This is a genomic window from Roseibium sp. RKSG952 (assembly GCF_009711355.1).
Genome location: NZ_SMMF01000922.1, coordinates 21874 through 36800, shown reverse-complemented (window position 1 = coordinate 36800; position 14927 = coordinate 21874). Strand labels below are relative to the sequence as shown.

General features: G+C 56.0%; 21 protein-coding genes. 12 read left to right on the top strand and 9 right to left on the bottom strand.

Annotation, left to right across the window (positions count from 1 at the left end):
• Window positions 1-79: 79 nt before the first annotated feature.
• Complete coding sequence (gene folK, locus E1297_RS21970; RefSeq protein WP_155142275.1) at window positions 80-661, bottom strand: 2-amino-4-hydroxy-6-hydroxymethyldihydropteridine diphosphokinase; 582 nt, start codon at window positions 659-661, stop codon at window positions 80-82.
• Window positions 662-791: 130 nt separating this feature from the next.
• On the opposite strand from folK, the gene E1297_RS21965 reads away from it, so the two are divergent.
• The 6 genes from E1297_RS21965 (at window position 792) to E1297_RS21940 (ending at window position 4631) form a co-directional block, all read left to right on the top strand.
• Window positions 792-1367 carry an NYN domain-containing protein gene (locus E1297_RS21965; protein ID WP_155142273.1) on the top strand — a complete coding sequence of 192 codons (576 nt, stop codon included), beginning with the start codon at window positions 792-794 and terminating at the stop codon, window positions 1365-1367.
• 194 nt (window positions 1368-1561) lie between these two features.
• Window positions 1562-2512 (top strand): 4-hydroxy-3-methylbut-2-enyl diphosphate reductase, encoded by a 951-nt coding sequence (gene ispH / locus E1297_RS21960; RefSeq protein WP_155142271.1) that lies wholly within the window; start codon window positions 1562-1564, stop codon window positions 2510-2512.
• Window positions 2509-2961: a DUF3429 domain-containing protein gene (locus tag E1297_RS21955; RefSeq protein WP_155142269.1), complete on the top strand. Its 453-nt coding sequence runs from the start codon at window positions 2509-2511 to the stop codon at window positions 2959-2961. Before ispH ends, E1297_RS21955 begins: the two co-directional genes overlap by 4 nt.
• Window positions 2958-3551 (top strand): class I SAM-dependent methyltransferase, encoded by a 594-nt coding sequence (locus E1297_RS21950; RefSeq protein ID WP_209015924.1) that lies wholly within the window; start codon window positions 2958-2960, stop codon window positions 3549-3551. Before E1297_RS21955 ends, E1297_RS21950 begins: the two co-directional genes overlap by 4 nt.
• Entirely contained in the window at window positions 3544-4011 is a 468-nt protein-coding gene (gene rnhA / locus E1297_RS21945) for a ribonuclease HI (protein ID WP_155142263.1), read from the top strand. The genes E1297_RS21950 and rnhA overlap by 8 nt, the downstream gene beginning before the upstream one ends.
• On the top strand, window positions 4008-4631 hold the full coding sequence (locus tag E1297_RS21940; protein WP_209015923.1) for a trimeric intracellular cation channel family protein: 624 nt from the start codon (window positions 4008-4010) through the stop codon (window positions 4629-4631). The genes rnhA and E1297_RS21940 overlap by 4 nt, the downstream gene beginning before the upstream one ends.
• Before the next feature lie 3 nt (window positions 4632-4634).
• Here E1297_RS21940 and speB read toward each other — a convergent pair whose 3' ends face one another.
• From speB to def (E1297_RS21910), 6 genes are all read right to left on the bottom strand, one after another.
• On the bottom strand, window positions 4635-5456 hold the full coding sequence (speB, locus tag E1297_RS21935) for an agmatinase (protein WP_155142261.1): 822 nt from the start codon (window positions 5454-5456) through the stop codon (window positions 4635-4637).
• 62 nt (window positions 5457-5518) lie between these two features.
• Window positions 5519-5755 (bottom strand): GlsB/YeaQ/YmgE family stress response membrane protein, encoded by a 237-nt coding sequence (locus E1297_RS21930; protein ID WP_155142259.1) that lies wholly within the window; start codon window positions 5753-5755, stop codon window positions 5519-5521.
• Between the two features lies 1 nt (window position 5756).
• A complete protein-coding gene (locus E1297_RS21925) occupies window positions 5757-6011 on the bottom strand; it encodes a hypothetical protein (protein ID WP_155142258.1) in 255 nt (84 codons plus the stop codon).
• Window positions 6012-6026: 15 nt separating this feature from the next.
• The gene (gene fmt, locus E1297_RS21920) at window positions 6027-6932 is read right to left on the bottom strand and encodes a methionyl-tRNA formyltransferase (RefSeq protein WP_155142256.1); all 906 of its coding nucleotides are present in this window, start codon (window positions 6930-6932) and stop codon (window positions 6027-6029) included.
• An 8-nt stretch (window positions 6933-6940) separates the two neighbouring features.
• Window positions 6941-7435, bottom strand: a complete 495-nt coding sequence (def, locus tag E1297_RS21915) for a peptide deformylase (RefSeq protein WP_155142254.1) — start codon at window positions 7433-7435, stop codon at window positions 6941-6943.
• Window positions 7436-7457: 22 nt separating this feature from the next.
• Window positions 7458-7976, bottom strand: a complete 519-nt coding sequence (def, locus tag E1297_RS21910) for a peptide deformylase (protein WP_155142250.1) — start codon at window positions 7974-7976, stop codon at window positions 7458-7460.
• Between the two features lie 98 nt (window positions 7977-8074).
• On the opposite strand from def (E1297_RS21910), the gene E1297_RS21905 reads away from it, so the two are divergent.
• The gene (locus E1297_RS21905; RefSeq protein WP_155142241.1) at window positions 8075-9247 is read left to right on the top strand and encodes a MalY/PatB family protein; all 1173 of its coding nucleotides are present in this window, start codon (window positions 8075-8077) and stop codon (window positions 9245-9247) included.
• Between the two features lie 3 nt (window positions 9248-9250).
• Window positions 9251-9778 carry a L,D-transpeptidase gene (locus E1297_RS21900; protein ID WP_209015922.1) on the top strand — a complete coding sequence of 176 codons (528 nt, stop codon included), beginning with the start codon at window positions 9251-9253 and terminating at the stop codon, window positions 9776-9778.
• A 3-nt stretch (window positions 9779-9781) separates the two neighbouring features.
• Here E1297_RS21900 and E1297_RS21895 read toward each other — a convergent pair whose 3' ends face one another.
• Window positions 9782-10135: a hypothetical protein gene (locus E1297_RS21895; RefSeq protein WP_155142239.1), complete on the bottom strand. Its 354-nt coding sequence runs from the start codon at window positions 10133-10135 to the stop codon at window positions 9782-9784.
• Between the two features lie 211 nt (window positions 10136-10346).
• Between E1297_RS21895 and E1297_RS21890 the strand changes: the two genes are divergently transcribed.
• Window positions 10347-11336 (top strand): glutathione S-transferase family protein, encoded by a 990-nt coding sequence (locus tag E1297_RS21890; RefSeq protein WP_155142237.1) that lies wholly within the window; start codon window positions 10347-10349, stop codon window positions 11334-11336.
• On the opposite strand, the gene E1297_RS21885 is transcribed toward E1297_RS21890, so the two are convergent.
• Window positions 11318-11680: a response regulator transcription factor gene (locus E1297_RS21885; RefSeq protein WP_155142235.1), complete on the bottom strand. Its 363-nt coding sequence runs from the start codon at window positions 11678-11680 to the stop codon at window positions 11318-11320. The genes E1297_RS21890 and E1297_RS21885 overlap by 19 nt on opposite strands.
• Before the next feature lie 182 nt (window positions 11681-11862).
• On the opposite strand from E1297_RS21885, the gene cobD reads away from it, so the two are divergent.
• Genes cobD through E1297_RS21870 form a run of 3 tightly spaced genes read left to right on the top strand, consistent with a single transcriptional unit; the run spans window position 11863 to window position 14924 of the window.
• Window positions 11863-12828, top strand: coding sequence for a threonine-phosphate decarboxylase CobD (cobD, locus tag E1297_RS21880; protein WP_155142233.1), 966 nt, complete (start codon window positions 11863-11865; stop codon window positions 12826-12828).
• Window positions 12825-13745, top strand: coding sequence for an adenosylcobinamide-phosphate synthase CbiB (gene cbiB / locus E1297_RS21875; RefSeq protein ID WP_155142232.1), 921 nt, complete (start codon window positions 12825-12827; stop codon window positions 13743-13745). The genes cobD and cbiB overlap by 4 nt, the downstream gene beginning before the upstream one ends.
• A gap of 15 nt (window positions 13746-13760) precedes the next feature.
• Window positions 13761-14924, top strand: a complete 1164-nt coding sequence (locus E1297_RS21870) for a lytic murein transglycosylase (protein WP_155142230.1) — start codon at window positions 13761-13763, stop codon at window positions 14922-14924.
• Window positions 14925-14927 lie beyond the last annotated feature (3 nt).

The window sequence follows — 14927 nt, the reverse complement described above, 5'->3', positions numbered from 1 at the left end:
AATGAATCTGTGTCAGGAAGGGGTTTATCTAAGCGTGATTCCCCGCATTGACAAGCGGGAAATGGCTTTTTCCAATGCTTCACATCGGTGTGACCGCAGATACATCCTCGGCTGGCAACCTCGCAATCATTTCGGTCACGGTCAGGTCGAGAACGGGATGACGCCAATCAGGTGCAATGTCAGCCATCGGAACAAGCACAAAGGCCCGGTCCTGCAACCGGGGATGCGGAACGATCAACTGATCTGGCGCAACCTGAGACTGTTGATCTGCAGCCAAGTTGAGCCAGCGTTTGTATTCGACCTGATCCGGTAGCACGAGATCCTCCCAACACACCAGATCAAGGTCCAGAGTGCGCATACCCCAACGCTGTTCGCGTGCGCGGCCAAATTCGTGTTCAACCCGATGCAGCAATTCCAACAGGCCGTTCGGATCCAGATCGGTTTCGATTAGCGCCGCAGCATTCACGTAATCAGGCCCCGCACCCGCCGGAAAGCACGGAGTTTCAAAGAAACGGCTCACCCGGCGAATCACCACACCCTGACGCTTCAACGCATCAATCGCTTGGCGAAGTGTCACACTGGGCTCATTATCTCTCAGATTGAGATTTGCGCCTAGCGCTAACACTGCGTTTGAGCAAGTTTTGTTCACTTCTGACCCCATATTCCTGATGACGCATACTTGCGATACAGCCCAAAAGCCCTAATTATAGGGACACCAGCGCGTCGATCATTTTTCATTCACTCACTCACGTAACACGCGGCGCTCTGGGTTATACCGAAAGGGACTGTTTATGTTTTATAAGGACGAACGGCTAGCGCTGTTCATCGACGGCTCGAATCTTTATGCTGCGGCAAAAGCTCTCGGTTTTGACATCGACTACAAGCTTCTGCGGCAAGAGTTCATGCGCAGGGGGAAGCTGCTGAGAGCCTTTTATTACACAGCGCTGCTCGAAAACGACGAATACTCACCGATCCGCCCACTGGTTGACTGGCTGCATTACAATGGCTTCACCATGGTCACTAAACCGGCGAAAGAATACACCGACAGCATGGGGCGTCGGAAGGTCAAAGGAAACATGGATATCGAGCTCACCGTCGATGCCATGGAGCTTGCACCACGCGTTGACCATATTGTGCTGTTCTCGGGCGATGGGGATTTCCGCCCGCTGATTGCCAGCCTGCAGCGTCAGGGCGTGCGTGTTTCAGTCGTCTCTACCATCCGCAGCCAACCGCCAATGATCTCGGACGAGTTGCGCCGTCAGGCCGACAACTTCATCGAGCTTGAGGACCTGCGCGACGTGATCGGCCGGCCTCCGCGTGACATCCCTAACGAGCCACGTAGCGTGGCGGTCGCCTCGGGCACCTGATACAATCCGCCACTCACCAAGCGGAATAATTTGCGCGGTCAGGATCTATTGTCCTGGCCGCGCTTCTTTAACCAAGGACCAGTGCTGAAACATCGTTTTGCTAGCACTGATTCATGTCATATGAATGACAGACCGGTCCTGACTGGACCAACGGTATGAAAAGCCTTACCTGTCCCATTCAAGGAGACAGCGCCATGACCCAGCAGCCACTGACACTTTATCTTGCCGCACCGCGCGGGTTTTGCGCGGGCGTGGATCGTGCAATCAAAATCGTGGAAATGGCTCTCGAGAAATGGGGAGCGCCTGTCTATGTGCGCCACGAAATCGTTCACAACAAATTCGTGGTCGATGGCCTGCGCGAAAAAGGCGCTGTTTTTGTCGAAGAGTTGGATGAGTGCCCAGATGACCGCCCGGTGATCTTTTCAGCCCATGGCGTTCCGAAATCTGTCCCGGCTGCAGCATCCCAACGCGAAATGGTGTTCGTGGACGCCACCTGCCCGCTTGTGTCCAAAGTGCATATCGAGGCGCAGCGCCATGCCGAGGCCGGGCTGCAGATGATCATGATTGGCCATAAAGGTCATCCTGAAACCATCGGCACTATGGGGCAGTTGCCGGATGGCGAGGTTTTGTTGGTTGAAACCGTTGACGACGTCGCAAATGTTGACGTCCGGAACCCGGATAAGCTGGCCTTTGTCACGCAAACCACCCTTTCCGTCGACGATACCAAAGATATTGTAGCATCCTTGCAGGCTCGGTTCCCGGCAATCGTGGGGCCGCATAAGGAAGACATCTGCTACGCTACGACAAACCGGCAGGAAGCAGTCAAATCGGTAGCCCCAAAATCCGATGCACTGCTTGTCGTGGGCGCGCCAAACTCGTCCAACTCCCGACGACTGGTCGAGGTCGCCTCAAAAGCCGGGTGCGCCTATGCGCAGTTGGTACAGCGCGCGACAGAAATCGACTGGCGAGCCCTCGATGGCATTTCGAGCATTGCCATCACAGCCGGCGCTTCAGCTCCGGAGGTACTCGTCAACGAAGTTATCGACGCCTTCAAAGAACGCTACGATGTGACTGTCGAGCTTGTGGAAACCGCTGTAGAAAATGTTGAATTCAAGGTCCCGCGCGTTCTGAGGCAGCCCGCATGAGCGGGGTGCCCAAGGCACCCTTGTTTCTTGGCCTGGCCGGATTAATCCCGTTTGTTTGGGGCGCAGTAACATACGTAAATTCAGACTTGCAGGCCTGGGGCACCCAAATGCTGGGGCCACGCTTTGTGGGGCCATACGTGCAACTTTTTTATGGAGCCGTCATTCTCAGCTTCATGTCCGGGATCTTGTGGGGGTTCGCGACCAAGACCTCAAGAAGCAAGGCCGCGACGTGCTACGCGCTGTCAGTCCTGCCGGCTCTCTGGGCGTTCTTTACCACAGGCGGTGGACCGGAAACTGCCGGGATAAACCTGATCATTGGCTTCATAGGCTTATTGTTTCTGGATGCCGCATTCTGGCACTGGGGCCTTGCGCCTCGCTGGTGGATGAAACTGCGCATCCTTCTGACCGCAATCGTCGTTTTATGTCTTGCTGTAGGAGTTTACCTGTGAGCGATCCTGATACCATCTCTGTTTATGACGAACAGGCACAGCAATATGCCGAACTAACCGATGATTCCAACAAGGCGGATCGGGGTATGACCGATTTCATCGCAGCGGTTCCCGAGGGAGGTATGGTCCTTGATCTGGGCTGCGGACCGGGCGCATCCGCGCTGGTCATGGCGCAGGCGGGGCTGAAGGTTGAGGCTACGGACGCCTCGGCCGAAATGGTAAAGCTGGCCTCCGCCAATCATGGAGTTACCGCTCGGAAAGCAGAGTTCACGGACCTGAACGAAGTGGAAGCCTATGATGGCGTATGGGCTAATTTCAGCCTGCTTCACGCCACCCGCGCAGCCTTCCCGAACCATCTGGCGGCAGTCCACAAAGCTCTGAAGCCGCGTGGCGTTCTGTTCATCGCCATGAAACTGGGAAAGGGCGAAGGACCGGACAGGTTGGGTCGGTACTATAGTTACTACAGTGAGGATGAATTGAAGACTTATCTGCAGGAGGCAGGATTCACCGTTACGGGCCAATGGCATGGTAGCGGCACCGGGCTTGATGGATCGGTATCGGACTGGATCAGGTTGGCCGCACATGCCTGATCTGTTTGCTTATACGGATGGTGCCTGCTCCGGCAATCCCGGCCCCGGCGGTTGGGGGGTATTGTTACGTGCGATGGATGGGGACAACGTCCTCAAAGAACGCGAACTGAATGGTGGCGAAGCGGAAACTACCAACAATCGCATGGAATTGCTAGCCGCGATCGTCGCGCTTGAGGCGCTGGAGCGACCATCAAAAATCACGATTGTGACTGACAGTGCGTATGTAAAAAACGGCGTGACCGGCTGGATATTCGGATGGAAGCGCAATGGCTGGAAAACTTCCAACAAGAAACCGGTCAAAAACGTCGATCTGTGGCAGCGTTTGGATGAGGCTCAGGCCCGTCATGACGTCACATGGGAATGGGTAAAGGGGCACGCTGGGCATCCCGAGAATGAACGTGCTGACGAGCTTGCCCGCGGCGGTATGGAGCCATTCAAGCCGAAAAAGGCCAAGGCGTGAACGGGCTTGCCCTGCTGGATTATGCCTCGGTTCTGGTCTTTGCGCTGACAGGCGCATTGGTGGCCAGCCGTGCGCAGCTTGATCTGGTTGGGTTTGCGTTCATGGCTTGCCTGACGGCGGTTGGTGGAGGCACGGTCCGGGATCTGCTGCTGGACCGGCATCCCATTTTCTGGGTTGGGCAACCCGATTACATCCTGATTGCAACGGCGGCTGCGGTTTTGGTGTTCTTTACGGCGCATCTCGTCGAAAGCCGATACAATTGGCTGGTCTGGCTGGACAGTTTCGCACTTTCGATTGCTGTCGCGGCAGGAACTGGCGCGGCTTTGTCACTGGGGCAGTCCGGGGTAATCGTCGTTCTTATGGGTATCAGCACCGGGTGTCTGGGTGGATTGATGCGCGATGTCGTGTGCAACGAAGTGCCGCTGGTGTTGAAGCAGGGTGAACTCTACGTCTCCTGCGCTTTTGCAGGTGCGATTACTGCAGTCTTTGCAACAAAGCTTGGGATGGAGCCCCTGTTGTCACTTGGGCTCTGCGCGTTGGTGTGCTGGGCGTTACGGGCTGGCTCTTTGATATTTGGCTGGCAACTTCCGGTCTATAAAGGTCGTCCACCCAGACAATAGGCCCTAACCCATCAGCAAACGCGCGCCGATTTCTTTGACAAACTTCGCTGCAACCATCGCGGTCATCCCATATGGATCACGATGGGGGTTAAGCTCGACAATATCAGCGCCAACCAATTGCCCTTCGAACTGGTGGATCAAGTCGATCACCTCGCGCGTACTCAGGCCACCAGGTTCGTGATGTGATACACCGGGAGCAAAGGCCGGGTCCAAAGCGTCCAGATCCAGCGACAGATACACCGGACCATCGAAAGAAAGTTGAAGGTCCGTTCGCCAGTTACGCATGTCGATCACTTCGACGCCGAACTTGTCTGCCTGCGCGCGCTGATGCGCGTTCATGGTGCGAATACCCACCTGCACCAGACGTTTGACTGGGCAAGTCTCCATCACCCGCGCAAAAGGGCAGCCGTGACCAAGGGGACCGATATCCTGCTGGTCATAAAGATCAGGGTGCGAGTCGATATGCAGGATGTTCAAACCTTCATAACGCTCGGCATGGGCTTTGATCAGTGGGTAGGCGACCGAATGATCACCACCCAACGACAGCAGCCGCGCGCCAGTTTCCACACGTTCGGCAGCGCCTGCCTCAATCCGATCAATGGGTTCCTGACCGCGCATCTCAAAAACATCAAGATCCCCGGTATCCTTGAAACGGTCCGTCGCACCGAGATCAGTACCATCTTCAGCAGTCAGGTTCGCAGCCCCGGAGTGCAGTGCTTCGCGAATTCGCCCGGGGGCAAAGGCTGGCCCCTGTAGAAAAGATGAGTGCAGATCCAGTGGAATGCCCATCAGGGCAACATCACCCGATTTCAGATCATGCGGCATGCGGCGGTCTCCGATATCATTTCCGCGCGATCTGGCCTGCACTTTTGTTGAGGGTCAAGTGTTCAGCGGCGAAAATAGGTCTGCCAGATCCAGATCACCAGCAGCGCCCCAAGTACCGCCCCGATGAAACCGGACAGCCAGCCCATGACCGTGATGAGCGTCCGCAAAAGAAACCCACCCACCAGTGCCCCAACTATGCCAATCAGCATGGTGGTCGGAATGTCGGCCTCGATCTTCATCAACCTCGTCGCCAGAAATCCGGCGGCTGCTCCAATGATGATCAGTGCGACAATGGGCATCTCATTTTCTCCAGTGAGTCGGCACAATGATGAGCGCACCAACAGATGACACGATTGCGTTCAGCCCCGGGGAACCCAGACCAAGTCCGAAACCAAACATCCTGCCGAACATCATCTGGGTAAAGAAAAACAGAAAGGCACCGCCGATACAAATGATGATGGATTGCAAATACCCGTTGTGGGTAAAGCCTGATTTTTCGGACAGTGCACCAACGATTGCCGCAATCAGCACCGTCCCCATCAATGTCAAATACAAGTCAGTTGTCCTTTTCTAAATCCGGGTTCCGGCATTAATGCTCCAACCGCGCAGAAACTCGTCCCTGTCTTGCGCTCCCTTGCCTGCCCGTTGCAGACGCAGAAGCTCGACAGCACCCTCGCCGCAGGCGACGGTCAGCGCATCATCCAGCACCTCGCCCGGCACACCTTGACCCTGCGCCATCCGCGAAGCCAGCAGTTTGACGCGCTCACCCTCAATTTCAGTCCAGGCGCCGGGGAACGGAGATAACCCCCGGATTTGTCGATCAACCTCTATGGCAGGGGATGACCAGTCAACACGCGCTTCTGCCTTATCGATCTTGGCAGCATAGGTCACGCCAATCTCAGGTTGCGGTTCTGGCGCGAGATCCGGCAAACGGTTGAGAGCATCGACTATCAGATGCGCGCCCATGACGGAAAGGCGGTCGTGCAATTGCGCCGTGGTTTCCTCGATCCCGATATCAGTAGCTTCGCGCAGCAATACCGGACCGGTATCCAGCCCTGCCTCCATCTGCATGATGCAGATACCCGTTTCGGTATCGCCGGACATAATCGCCCGATGGATCGGTGCTGCCCCACGCCAACGCGGCAAAAGGCTTGCATGAATATTAAGGCAACCGTGGCGAGGTGCATCCAGAATAGCCAGCGGCAGGATCAACCCATAAGCCACAACCACCGCAACATCAGCGTCAAGCGCTGCAAACTCGGCTTGCGCCTCAGGTGATTTCAGTGACACTGGATGTCGAACTGTCAGGCCCAGAGTGTCAGCGCGCGCGTGAACAGGCGTAAGTCTGTCCTTCTTCCCTCGGCCCGCCGGGCGTGGTGGCTGGCAGTACACGGCAGCGATCTCATGGCCGGCCTTCACCAGCGCATCCAGCACCGGCACCGAGAAATCGGGGGTTCCCATGAATACGATACGCATAACCAGTCTCACCCTGCCTTTTTGGCTTTGCGCAACAGCATGTCCCTTTTGACCTTGCTGAGACGGTCAAAGTACATCTTGCCATTAAGATGGTCGATCTGATGCTGCACGCTTGTCGCCTCGATACCGACAAAATCCCGGCGATCGATCATACCGTGCTCATTCAGAAATTTGACCGTTACTGCCCGAGGGCGTTTTACCTTGGCGGAAACGCCTGGCAGGTTTGGGCTTGCCTCTTCATGTTCGCGCAGTTCGACTGAGCTGTGTAGAATTTCCGGATTTGCAAGTTTCACCGCACGCCCACGTTCGGTCGAACCGTCAACAACGGCAAGCTGCATCATCACACCGATCTGAGGAGCAGCCAAACCAACGCCCGGCATCGCCTCCATCGTGTCAATCATGTCGTCCCAAATGGCGCGGATCTCGTCCGTAATCTCGGTCACTTCATCGGCCTTGCTGCGCAGGCGTTTGTCTGGCCAGGGCAGGCAGGAGCGTACGGTCATATGCTGTTCTCCGATGCCACGCTTATGCGCGGGCGCGCTCGCGCTTTAACTTTTGCATTTTGCGGGTGATCATCTGCCGTTTGAGCGGCTTGAGGTAGTCGATGAACAACTTGCCATTCAGGTGATCGATCTCGTGCTGGACGCAGGTGGCCCAAAGCCCATCAAACGTCTCTTGCTGCAGGTTCCCGTCCCGGTCCAACCAGGTGACATCAACAACCTTGGGACGGGTGACCTCGGCATACTGGTCCGGGATGGACAGGCAACCCTCTTCGTAGACGCTGGTTTCGTCCGATGCCGAAACAATCTCGGGGTTGAACATAGCCAACGGACGGGGCGCCTCGCCCTCTTCCTTGACGCAATCAATTACAATCAACCGATCGAGTATCCCGATCTGGGGCGCAGCCAAGCCAATGCCGGGCGCGTCATACATTGTCTCCAGCATGTCATCGGCCAGCTTACGCAGTTCGTCGGTGATGTCAGCGACCGGCGTGCAGACCGTTTTCAGGCGGGGATCGGGATGGATCAGGATATTGCGTTTCATGAGGCTGATTTAGGCCATCGCGTGCGTCGCCGCAACGCCCCCCTTGCACGCAGCGCGATTCAGGATAGCTTGCCCTGCGATCAGACAGGAGAACACCCATGAGTTTTGACGATCTCATCAACCGCCACGGCACCCACTGTGCCAAATGGGACATGATGGAGCAGGTCTATGGCGTACCGACCAATGACGGGATCGCCATGTGGGTCGCGGACACGGACTACCGGGCGCCCGCACCCGTGCTGAACAAGATGCGCGAAATGGTTGATCATGGCGTGTTCGGCTACGTCAATCTCGACCAGCCTTATAAAGACGCAATCCGGTGGTGGATGCGCACCCGCCATGATTGGGTCGTGGATGCGGATGCGATCTTTACCACCACGGGCTTGGTGAACGGAGTTGGTATGTGTCTGGATACATTCACACAACCCGGCGATGGGATCGTCCTTTTCACACCGGTCTATCATGCCTTTGCCAAGGTGATCCGCAATGCAGGCCGCGAGGTCGTGGAATGCCAGATGGTCAACAATGATGGCCGCTACGAAATGGATTTCGAAGCCTATGATGAGCAGATGACAGGCAAGGAAAAGATGGTCATCCTCTGCTCACCGCACAATCCCGGTGGTCGGGTCTGGACCCAAGCCGAGTTGCAGGCAGTAGCGGATTTCGCCAAACGCCACGACCTGTTGCTGTTGTCTGATGAAATTCACCACGATCTGGTTTATCCGGGACACACTCACATCCCGATGCAGAATGCTGCACCGGAAATCACTGACCGGCTGTTAATGCTGACCGCGCCATCCAAAACCTTCAACATCGCCGGTTTGCATACAGGTCAGGTGATTATTCCAGATCCTGAATTGCGGGGACAGTTTGCAAAACGGATGCTCGCCCTGTCGCTTGCGCCGAACTCAGTCGGGCAGTTTGCGACCGCAGCCGCCTATTCTGCTGAAGGGGCGGCATGGGTGGACGACCAGATCTCCTATATCGACGAAAACCGAAAAGTCTTTGATGCCGCAATTGCCGGCATTCCCGGGCTGCGTTCGATGCCATTGGAAGCCACTTATCTGGCCTGGGTCGATTTCTCGGGCACAGGTATGGATCGCGCTGAGTTCACCAACCGTGTCGAGCAAACAGCCAAGATCGCGGTCAATCACGGCACAACATTCGGTTCAGGCGGTGAACAGTTCCTGCGGTTCAACCTCGGAACTCAGCGCGCCCGGATCGAAGAAGCCTGTGACCGCTTGAAAGACGCATTTTCCGATCTGCAGTAAAACGTGCGCCGGTTTATTCTGATAACACTGATTGTTCTTGTGGCTGGTGCTGGCTGGTTTGGCTGGCACCGCTTTGGCCCAAGACCTGTTGCCCCGCCAATGGCACCTGAGGCCTCGCAGATTGACCATATCCTTATCGAGAAATCTGCCCGCAGGCTGACGGCCACGCTGGATGGGGCGATCGTGATGCAGGCCGACATCGCACTTGGTTTTGAGCCTGAGGGCGACAAGCAGCAGGAAGGCGATGGCAAGACACCGCTTGGGATGTTCAAAATCGACCGGCGTAACCCCCAAAGCGCTTATCACCTGTCGTTGGGTATCGACTATCCAAAGACCGAAGATATTGATCGCGCCAGTCTTGAGGGCGTCGACCCCGGTGGAGACATCTTCATCCACGGTCAGCCAAACGGCGTCGTTGGCATCACACTTCCGGGCGACTGGACTGCCGGCTGCATCGCACTATCGAATGCTGAAATGGCACGGCTCTGGAGCCTTGCACCAACTGGGACAACGGTTGAAATCCGACCCTAGCGGTCAGTCTTCCACACCAAGCAACGCGATTGGCGCATCCGGAGCGCGATAAAAATCCAACGGGGCCTTATCAGCTGCGGCGGTATTGCGTTTGAACTCATAACGCATCTCGCCGCCCTCTTCTTCATCAGCAATGATCAGACATTGATACAGGTGCTTTGCACCATCGTATATGTCGACAAGGCCGCGCAATTGCGGCGTAGTCTCCGCCTCAACGGAAAATCCATCATTCCACAATTTGAGGATTTTGAAGTAATTGTCGCCCATTTCCACCCGCAAGCGACTGGCTTTCTTCAGGGTAGCGATTCGTGCCGCATCCAATTCGGCACGCATTTCCTTAGAAACATAGGTACTCATAAATCTATTCCCCCCTTAACACTCTTTATTGTGGGGGCAGATATGTAAAAATCCAGTGAACCGCGACACTTAGTTTTGCCCGATCGCCGACTGTTGCACAGAAATCCCAACCACCAGTGTGCAGCGGTGCAGGCTAATTGCGCGTATGGTTCAATAGGAAGCGCTGAACGCGCAGACTATCTTCGCCATGAATACTTGCGGAGGACACAAGATGGGCCTGTTGGTCGACGGAAAATGGCATGACACTTGGTATGACACAAAATCCACTGGAGGAGCGTTCAAGCGTTCCGCCGCTCAGTTCCGCAACTGGCTGACCACGGATGGTAGTGCAGGACTGTCCGGAAAAGGTGGTTTCCCCGCAGAGACAGGACGCTATCACCTCTATGTCAGCCATGCCTGCCCATGGGCGCACAGAACGCTGATCTTTCGGGAACTGAAAGGGCTGAGCGATCATATTTCGGTCTCGGTTGTGCATCCCGATATGCTGGACAAGGGCTGGAGCTTTGAAAAAGACGACAATGGTGCAACCGGCGATACCCTCTATGGTCTGGATTATGCCCATCAGGTCTATACCAAGGCTGACCCGACCTACTCTGGTCGCGTAACCGTGCCAATCCTGTGGGACAAGCAGCAAGAAACCATCGTTTCCAACGAGAGCTCCGAAATCATCCGTATGTTTAACTCGGCGTTTGACGAGATTACCGGAAACACCGATGACTACTGGCCTGAGGAGATGAGGGATGACATCGAAGAGGTCAATGCGCGCATCTATTCGAACGTCAACAACGGCGTTTACAAATCCGGCTTTGCGACTTCGCAAAAGGCCTACGACGACGCAGTAAACCCTTTGTTCAGCACCCTGGATTGGCTTGAGGATCACCTGGCTTCGCACCGCTATCTGATGGGTGATCGCCTCACCGAAGCGGATTGGAGGCTGTTCACCACACTGATCCGGTTCGATCCGGTTTATCATCTGCATTTCAAATGCAACCGGCGGCGGTTGATCGATTACCCTAACCTGTGGGCCTATACGCGCGAGCTATACCAGTGGCCCGGCGTTGCCCAAACAGTGAACATGGCCCATATCGTGCGCCACTATCACTACAGCCATGACAGTATCAATCCGCACCGGATCATCCCGGTAAATCCTGAACTGGATTACATGGAGCCCCACAGACGGGATCAGCGGCCCGCCGCATAATGCTCGACCATCGCCGCCAGATCTTCTGGCGGCGTGCCGCTTTGCACATAGGCACAGGCGTTAGGACTATGGGCAAAGATGGATCCATCTGAGAAGAAAGTCGTATTGGTCACAAAGATCACTCTGGTATCGGGGCGGCGGTAGCTGGCAAAATCAGCCACGGCAAGCGCACTGCCGGTTTCCAATACCAGATCCAAGACGATGATATCGAATGCCGTGCTATAGAGCGCCAGAATTGCGGCCTCTTGCGTTTCGACCAATGTGACCTCGGCCTCCTGCCTTTGCAGATGGCGTTGCCACACCCGACCCAGATCGGGGTTACTCTCAACAATCAGAACTTTCATTTGCAACAACCTCGGCACTTGATAGAGTGAATGGTGCCGACCCCTTGGTCCGTGATCCCGTCATTTCCTTAACAAAAAGTTAACGATGCCTGTCACGGGCTCGGATCACGCGGATTTGCTTGTATAAATGGCAAAAATCCGCTTGAAGCGGGCTGAAACACGCGATTCCGGCAGAGATCCAGATGGCAAGACAAAGCGACGAATTGAACCCGCGGGCCGCACGCGACCATGGTGGGGGTCTGGATGGTGCTATCCGGAACTATGGCGGCACCCGATCGGACTGGATCGACTTGTCCACTGGCATCAATCCGCATCCATATGAGGTTTCAGGTCTGGAACCTTCGGATTGGATGGAACTGCCGGATCATGGCGCTTTTGAAAGGCTGGCAGACGCTGCTCGTCAGTTCTGGTCTGTTCCGGACGAGGCCATGATCTTGCCTGCGCCAGGGGCCTCAGCTCTAATTGCTAGGATTCCCGCGCTCGCCCGAACAGGTCGGGTGCAAATCACGATGCCCACATATAACGAGCACGCCGCCGCCTTTAATGCGCAAGGCTGGTCCGTGCAAGAAAGCGCCTCGGCAGAGGCCCGGGTAATCGTGCATCCCAACAATCCCGACGGCCGCATCTGGCATGAGTGTGATGTTGATGCCCCGTTGACCGTGATTGACGAGAGCTTTTGCGACGTCACACCCGGATCATCTTTGATCCACCTCGCGGATCGCCCCGGTGTCGTCGTGCTCAAGAGCTTTGGCAAGTTCTGGGGGCTAGCGGGGCTGAGGCTGGGCTTTGCAATCGGTCACCCCAATCTGATCAGCAAGCTTAACGATCTGACAGGTCCCTGGTCCGTCTCGGGCCCTGCCCTGCGGATCGGGACACGTGCATTGCGGGATATTGATTGGGCCGATGCCACCCGCCGAAATCTGGCCAACGAAGCAGACAAACTAGACGCTCTGCTCGCCCCAAAGGGAGCCTCTCTGGTCGGCGGCACCAGCCTGTTCCGGCTTTATGAGGTCGACGATGCTGCAGAGTGGCAAGACCGATTGGCAAAAGCACATATCTGGAGCCGCGTCTTCCCATACTCCCAAACCTATTTGCGCCTTGGCCTGCCCCCCGCAGGTGGCTGGGATCGGTTGGAGGCAGCGCTTTGAGCACCCCACTGTTGCTGGTTTGTGCCATGTGTCTGGACGCAGCTTTGGGCGAGCCTGACTGGCTCTGGTCCCGTGTTCGCCATCCAGCTGTGGTAATCGGCAATGCAATCGGTTGGCTTGACAAACGCCTGAACACAGGGACGCAGCGGCGCCTCAAAGGTGTATTCACGGTCACGCTTCTCGTTCTTGCAGCCTTTGCCGCTGGAAAGCTGCTTGCCTTGCTCGGCCCGATTATCGAAATCGTTGTCTGCGCCATTCTTCTTGCCCAGAAATCGCTGGTTACTCATGTCCGGGATGTCGGTGAAGCACTACGGCAGTCATTGCCTGCAGGGCGTACCATGGTTGCACGCATCGTTTCGCGCGACACCACTGAAATGACCGAAGCGCAGGTTGCTCGTTCCGCGATCGAAAGTGCGGCTGAAAATCTGAGTGACGGCGTCATCGCGCCCGCGTTCTGGTTCTTGATTGCGGGTTTGCCAGGGCTGCTGGTCTATAAGGCCGTCAATACGGCTGACAGCATGATTGGCTACCGCAACGAGAAGTACCTTGAATTCGGCTGGGCCTCAGCCCGGCTTGATGATTTGCTGAATCTGATCCCGGCACGACTGACTTGCGTGATGATCGTCGCGTTATCCGGTCAATGGTCTCGCTGGGCAGAAATGGTCGTCGATGCGCGCCGCCACATTTCACCCAATGCAGGATGGCCTGAAGCCGCCATGGCCCGCGCCTTGGACATCGCCTTAGCAGGCCCTCGCAGTTATGACGGGCAGATACGCGATCTGGCCTGGGTGAACGGAGATGCGCGTCGGGAAATCGGCGCATACGAGGTTTTCCGCGCATGTACCATGTTGTGGAAGGTTTGGGGGCTTGCGCTTGGCGTCTTGTCGGTGTGGGTTGTCGTTAACTTTTTCTTTTGAAGGACCTGCTCGTCCATGCGTTTTCTCACTGGCCTTGTCGCCGCTACTCTTTTTGCCTCCCCCGCCTTCGCTCAGTGCGGTGGCGGTTTCAACTCCTTCGTCAAAGGTCTGAAGTCCGAAGCGGTTCAGCAGGGTTTCGACAAATCTACCGTGAACGCATTTTTCAAAGGCGTTCAACAAGATCCCAAAGTACTGCAGGCAGACCGGGCCCAAGGTGTTTTCCAAAAACCGTTCATCGATTTCTCACGCCGCCTGATCTCGGCCAATCGCATTGAACGCGGCCAAGCCATGTCGCGCAAATACGATGCAGTGTTTGATCGGATCGAACGCGAATACGGAATCTCGCGCGGGGTGTTGCTGGCCTTTTGGGCCTTCGAAACCGACTACGGCGCGTTCCAGGGTGATTTCAACACACGCAATGCTCTGGTGACGTTGGCCCACGATTGCCGACGTCCGGAATTATTCCGACCGCAGATTTTTGCAGCGATCGAATTATATCAGCGGGGTGATTTTGACCCGAACCGCACCACTGGGGCATGGGCTGGGGAAATCGGTATGGTGCAGATGCTACCGCGCGATATCCTTGAAAATGGCGTCGATGGTGACGGCGATGGCAAGGTCTCTTTGAAAACCTCAGCACCAGATGCGCTGATGTCCGGGGCAAAAATGCTGTCACATCTGGGATGGCAACCGGGTCAGCCTTGGCTGCAGGAGGTGACTGTACCAGATCAGATGGATTGGTCACTGTCGGGTCCAGGAAAACCGAGAGCAATTTCTGACTGGCAAGCCATGGGTGTTCAGGCACGCAGCGGATCACTGGCCAATCTGCCCGCTTCTTTGATCCTGCCTCAGGGGCACAAGGGACCTGCCTTTCTGGCCTACCCAAATTTCGATGTCTATTTCGAATGGAACCAGAGCTTTGTTTATGTGCTGACCGCCGCCTATTTCGGCACTCGGTTGGAAGGCGCACAAGTTTATGACGCGGGCGATCCTGCCCCCGGCCTGTCTGGCGCTCAGATGAAGCAACTGCAAAGCAAGCTGCAGGCACGCGGCTATGACGTCGGCAAAATCGATGGCATTCTAGGGGCCGGAACACGCGCTGCCGTTCAGTCGGAACAGGTGCGACTTGGCCTGCCAGCGGATGCTTGGCCCACTATGGATTTACTGAATCGACTGTAAATC

What these genes read in the sequence shown, in the direction of transcription:
- folK (WP_155142275.1), bottom strand. Translation starts at nt 661, where the DNA reads ATGGGGTCAGAAGTGAACAAAACTTGCTCAAACGCAGTGTTAGCGCTA.
- E1297_RS21965 (WP_155142273.1), top strand. Translation starts at nt 792, where the DNA reads ATGTTTTATAAGGACGAACGGCTAGCGCTGTTCATCGACGGCTCGAAT.
- ispH (WP_155142271.1), top strand. Translation starts at nt 1,562, where the DNA reads ATGACCCAGCAGCCACTGACACTTTATCTTGCCGCACCGCGCGGGTTT.
- E1297_RS21955 (WP_155142269.1), top strand. Translation starts at nt 2,509, where the DNA reads ATGAGCGGGGTGCCCAAGGCACCCTTGTTTCTTGGCCTGGCCGGATTA.
- rnhA (WP_155142263.1), top strand. Translation starts at nt 3,544, where the DNA reads ATGCCTGATCTGTTTGCTTATACGGATGGTGCCTGCTCCGGCAATCCC.
- speB (WP_155142261.1), bottom strand. Translation starts at nt 5,456, where the DNA reads ATGCCGCATGATCTGAAATCGGGTGATGTTGCCCTGATGGGCATTCCA.
- E1297_RS21930 (WP_155142259.1), bottom strand. Translation starts at nt 5,755, where the DNA reads ATGCCCATTGTCGCACTGATCATCATTGGAGCAGCCGCCGGATTTCTG.
- fmt (WP_155142256.1), bottom strand. Translation starts at nt 6,932, where the DNA reads ATGCGTATCGTATTCATGGGAACCCCCGATTTCTCGGTGCCGGTGCTG.
- def (WP_155142254.1), bottom strand. Translation starts at nt 7,435, where the DNA reads ATGACCGTACGCTCCTGCCTGCCCTGGCCAGACAAACGCCTGCGCAGC.
- def (WP_155142250.1), bottom strand. Translation starts at nt 7,976, where the DNA reads ATGAAACGCAATATCCTGATCCATCCCGATCCCCGCCTGAAAACGGTC.
- E1297_RS21905 (WP_155142241.1), top strand. Translation starts at nt 8,075, where the DNA reads ATGAGTTTTGACGATCTCATCAACCGCCACGGCACCCACTGTGCCAAA.
- E1297_RS21895 (WP_155142239.1), bottom strand. Translation starts at nt 10,135, where the DNA reads ATGAGTACCTATGTTTCTAAGGAAATGCGTGCCGAATTGGATGCGGCA.
- E1297_RS21890 (WP_155142237.1), top strand. Translation starts at nt 10,347, where the DNA reads ATGGGCCTGTTGGTCGACGGAAAATGGCATGACACTTGGTATGACACA.
- E1297_RS21885 (WP_155142235.1), bottom strand. Translation starts at nt 11,680, where the DNA reads ATGAAAGTTCTGATTGTTGAGAGTAACCCCGATCTGGGTCGGGTGTGG.
- cobD (WP_155142233.1), top strand. Translation starts at nt 11,863, where the DNA reads ATGGCAAGACAAAGCGACGAATTGAACCCGCGGGCCGCACGCGACCAT.
- E1297_RS21870 (WP_155142230.1), top strand. Translation starts at nt 13,761, where the DNA reads ATGCGTTTTCTCACTGGCCTTGTCGCCGCTACTCTTTTTGCCTCCCCC.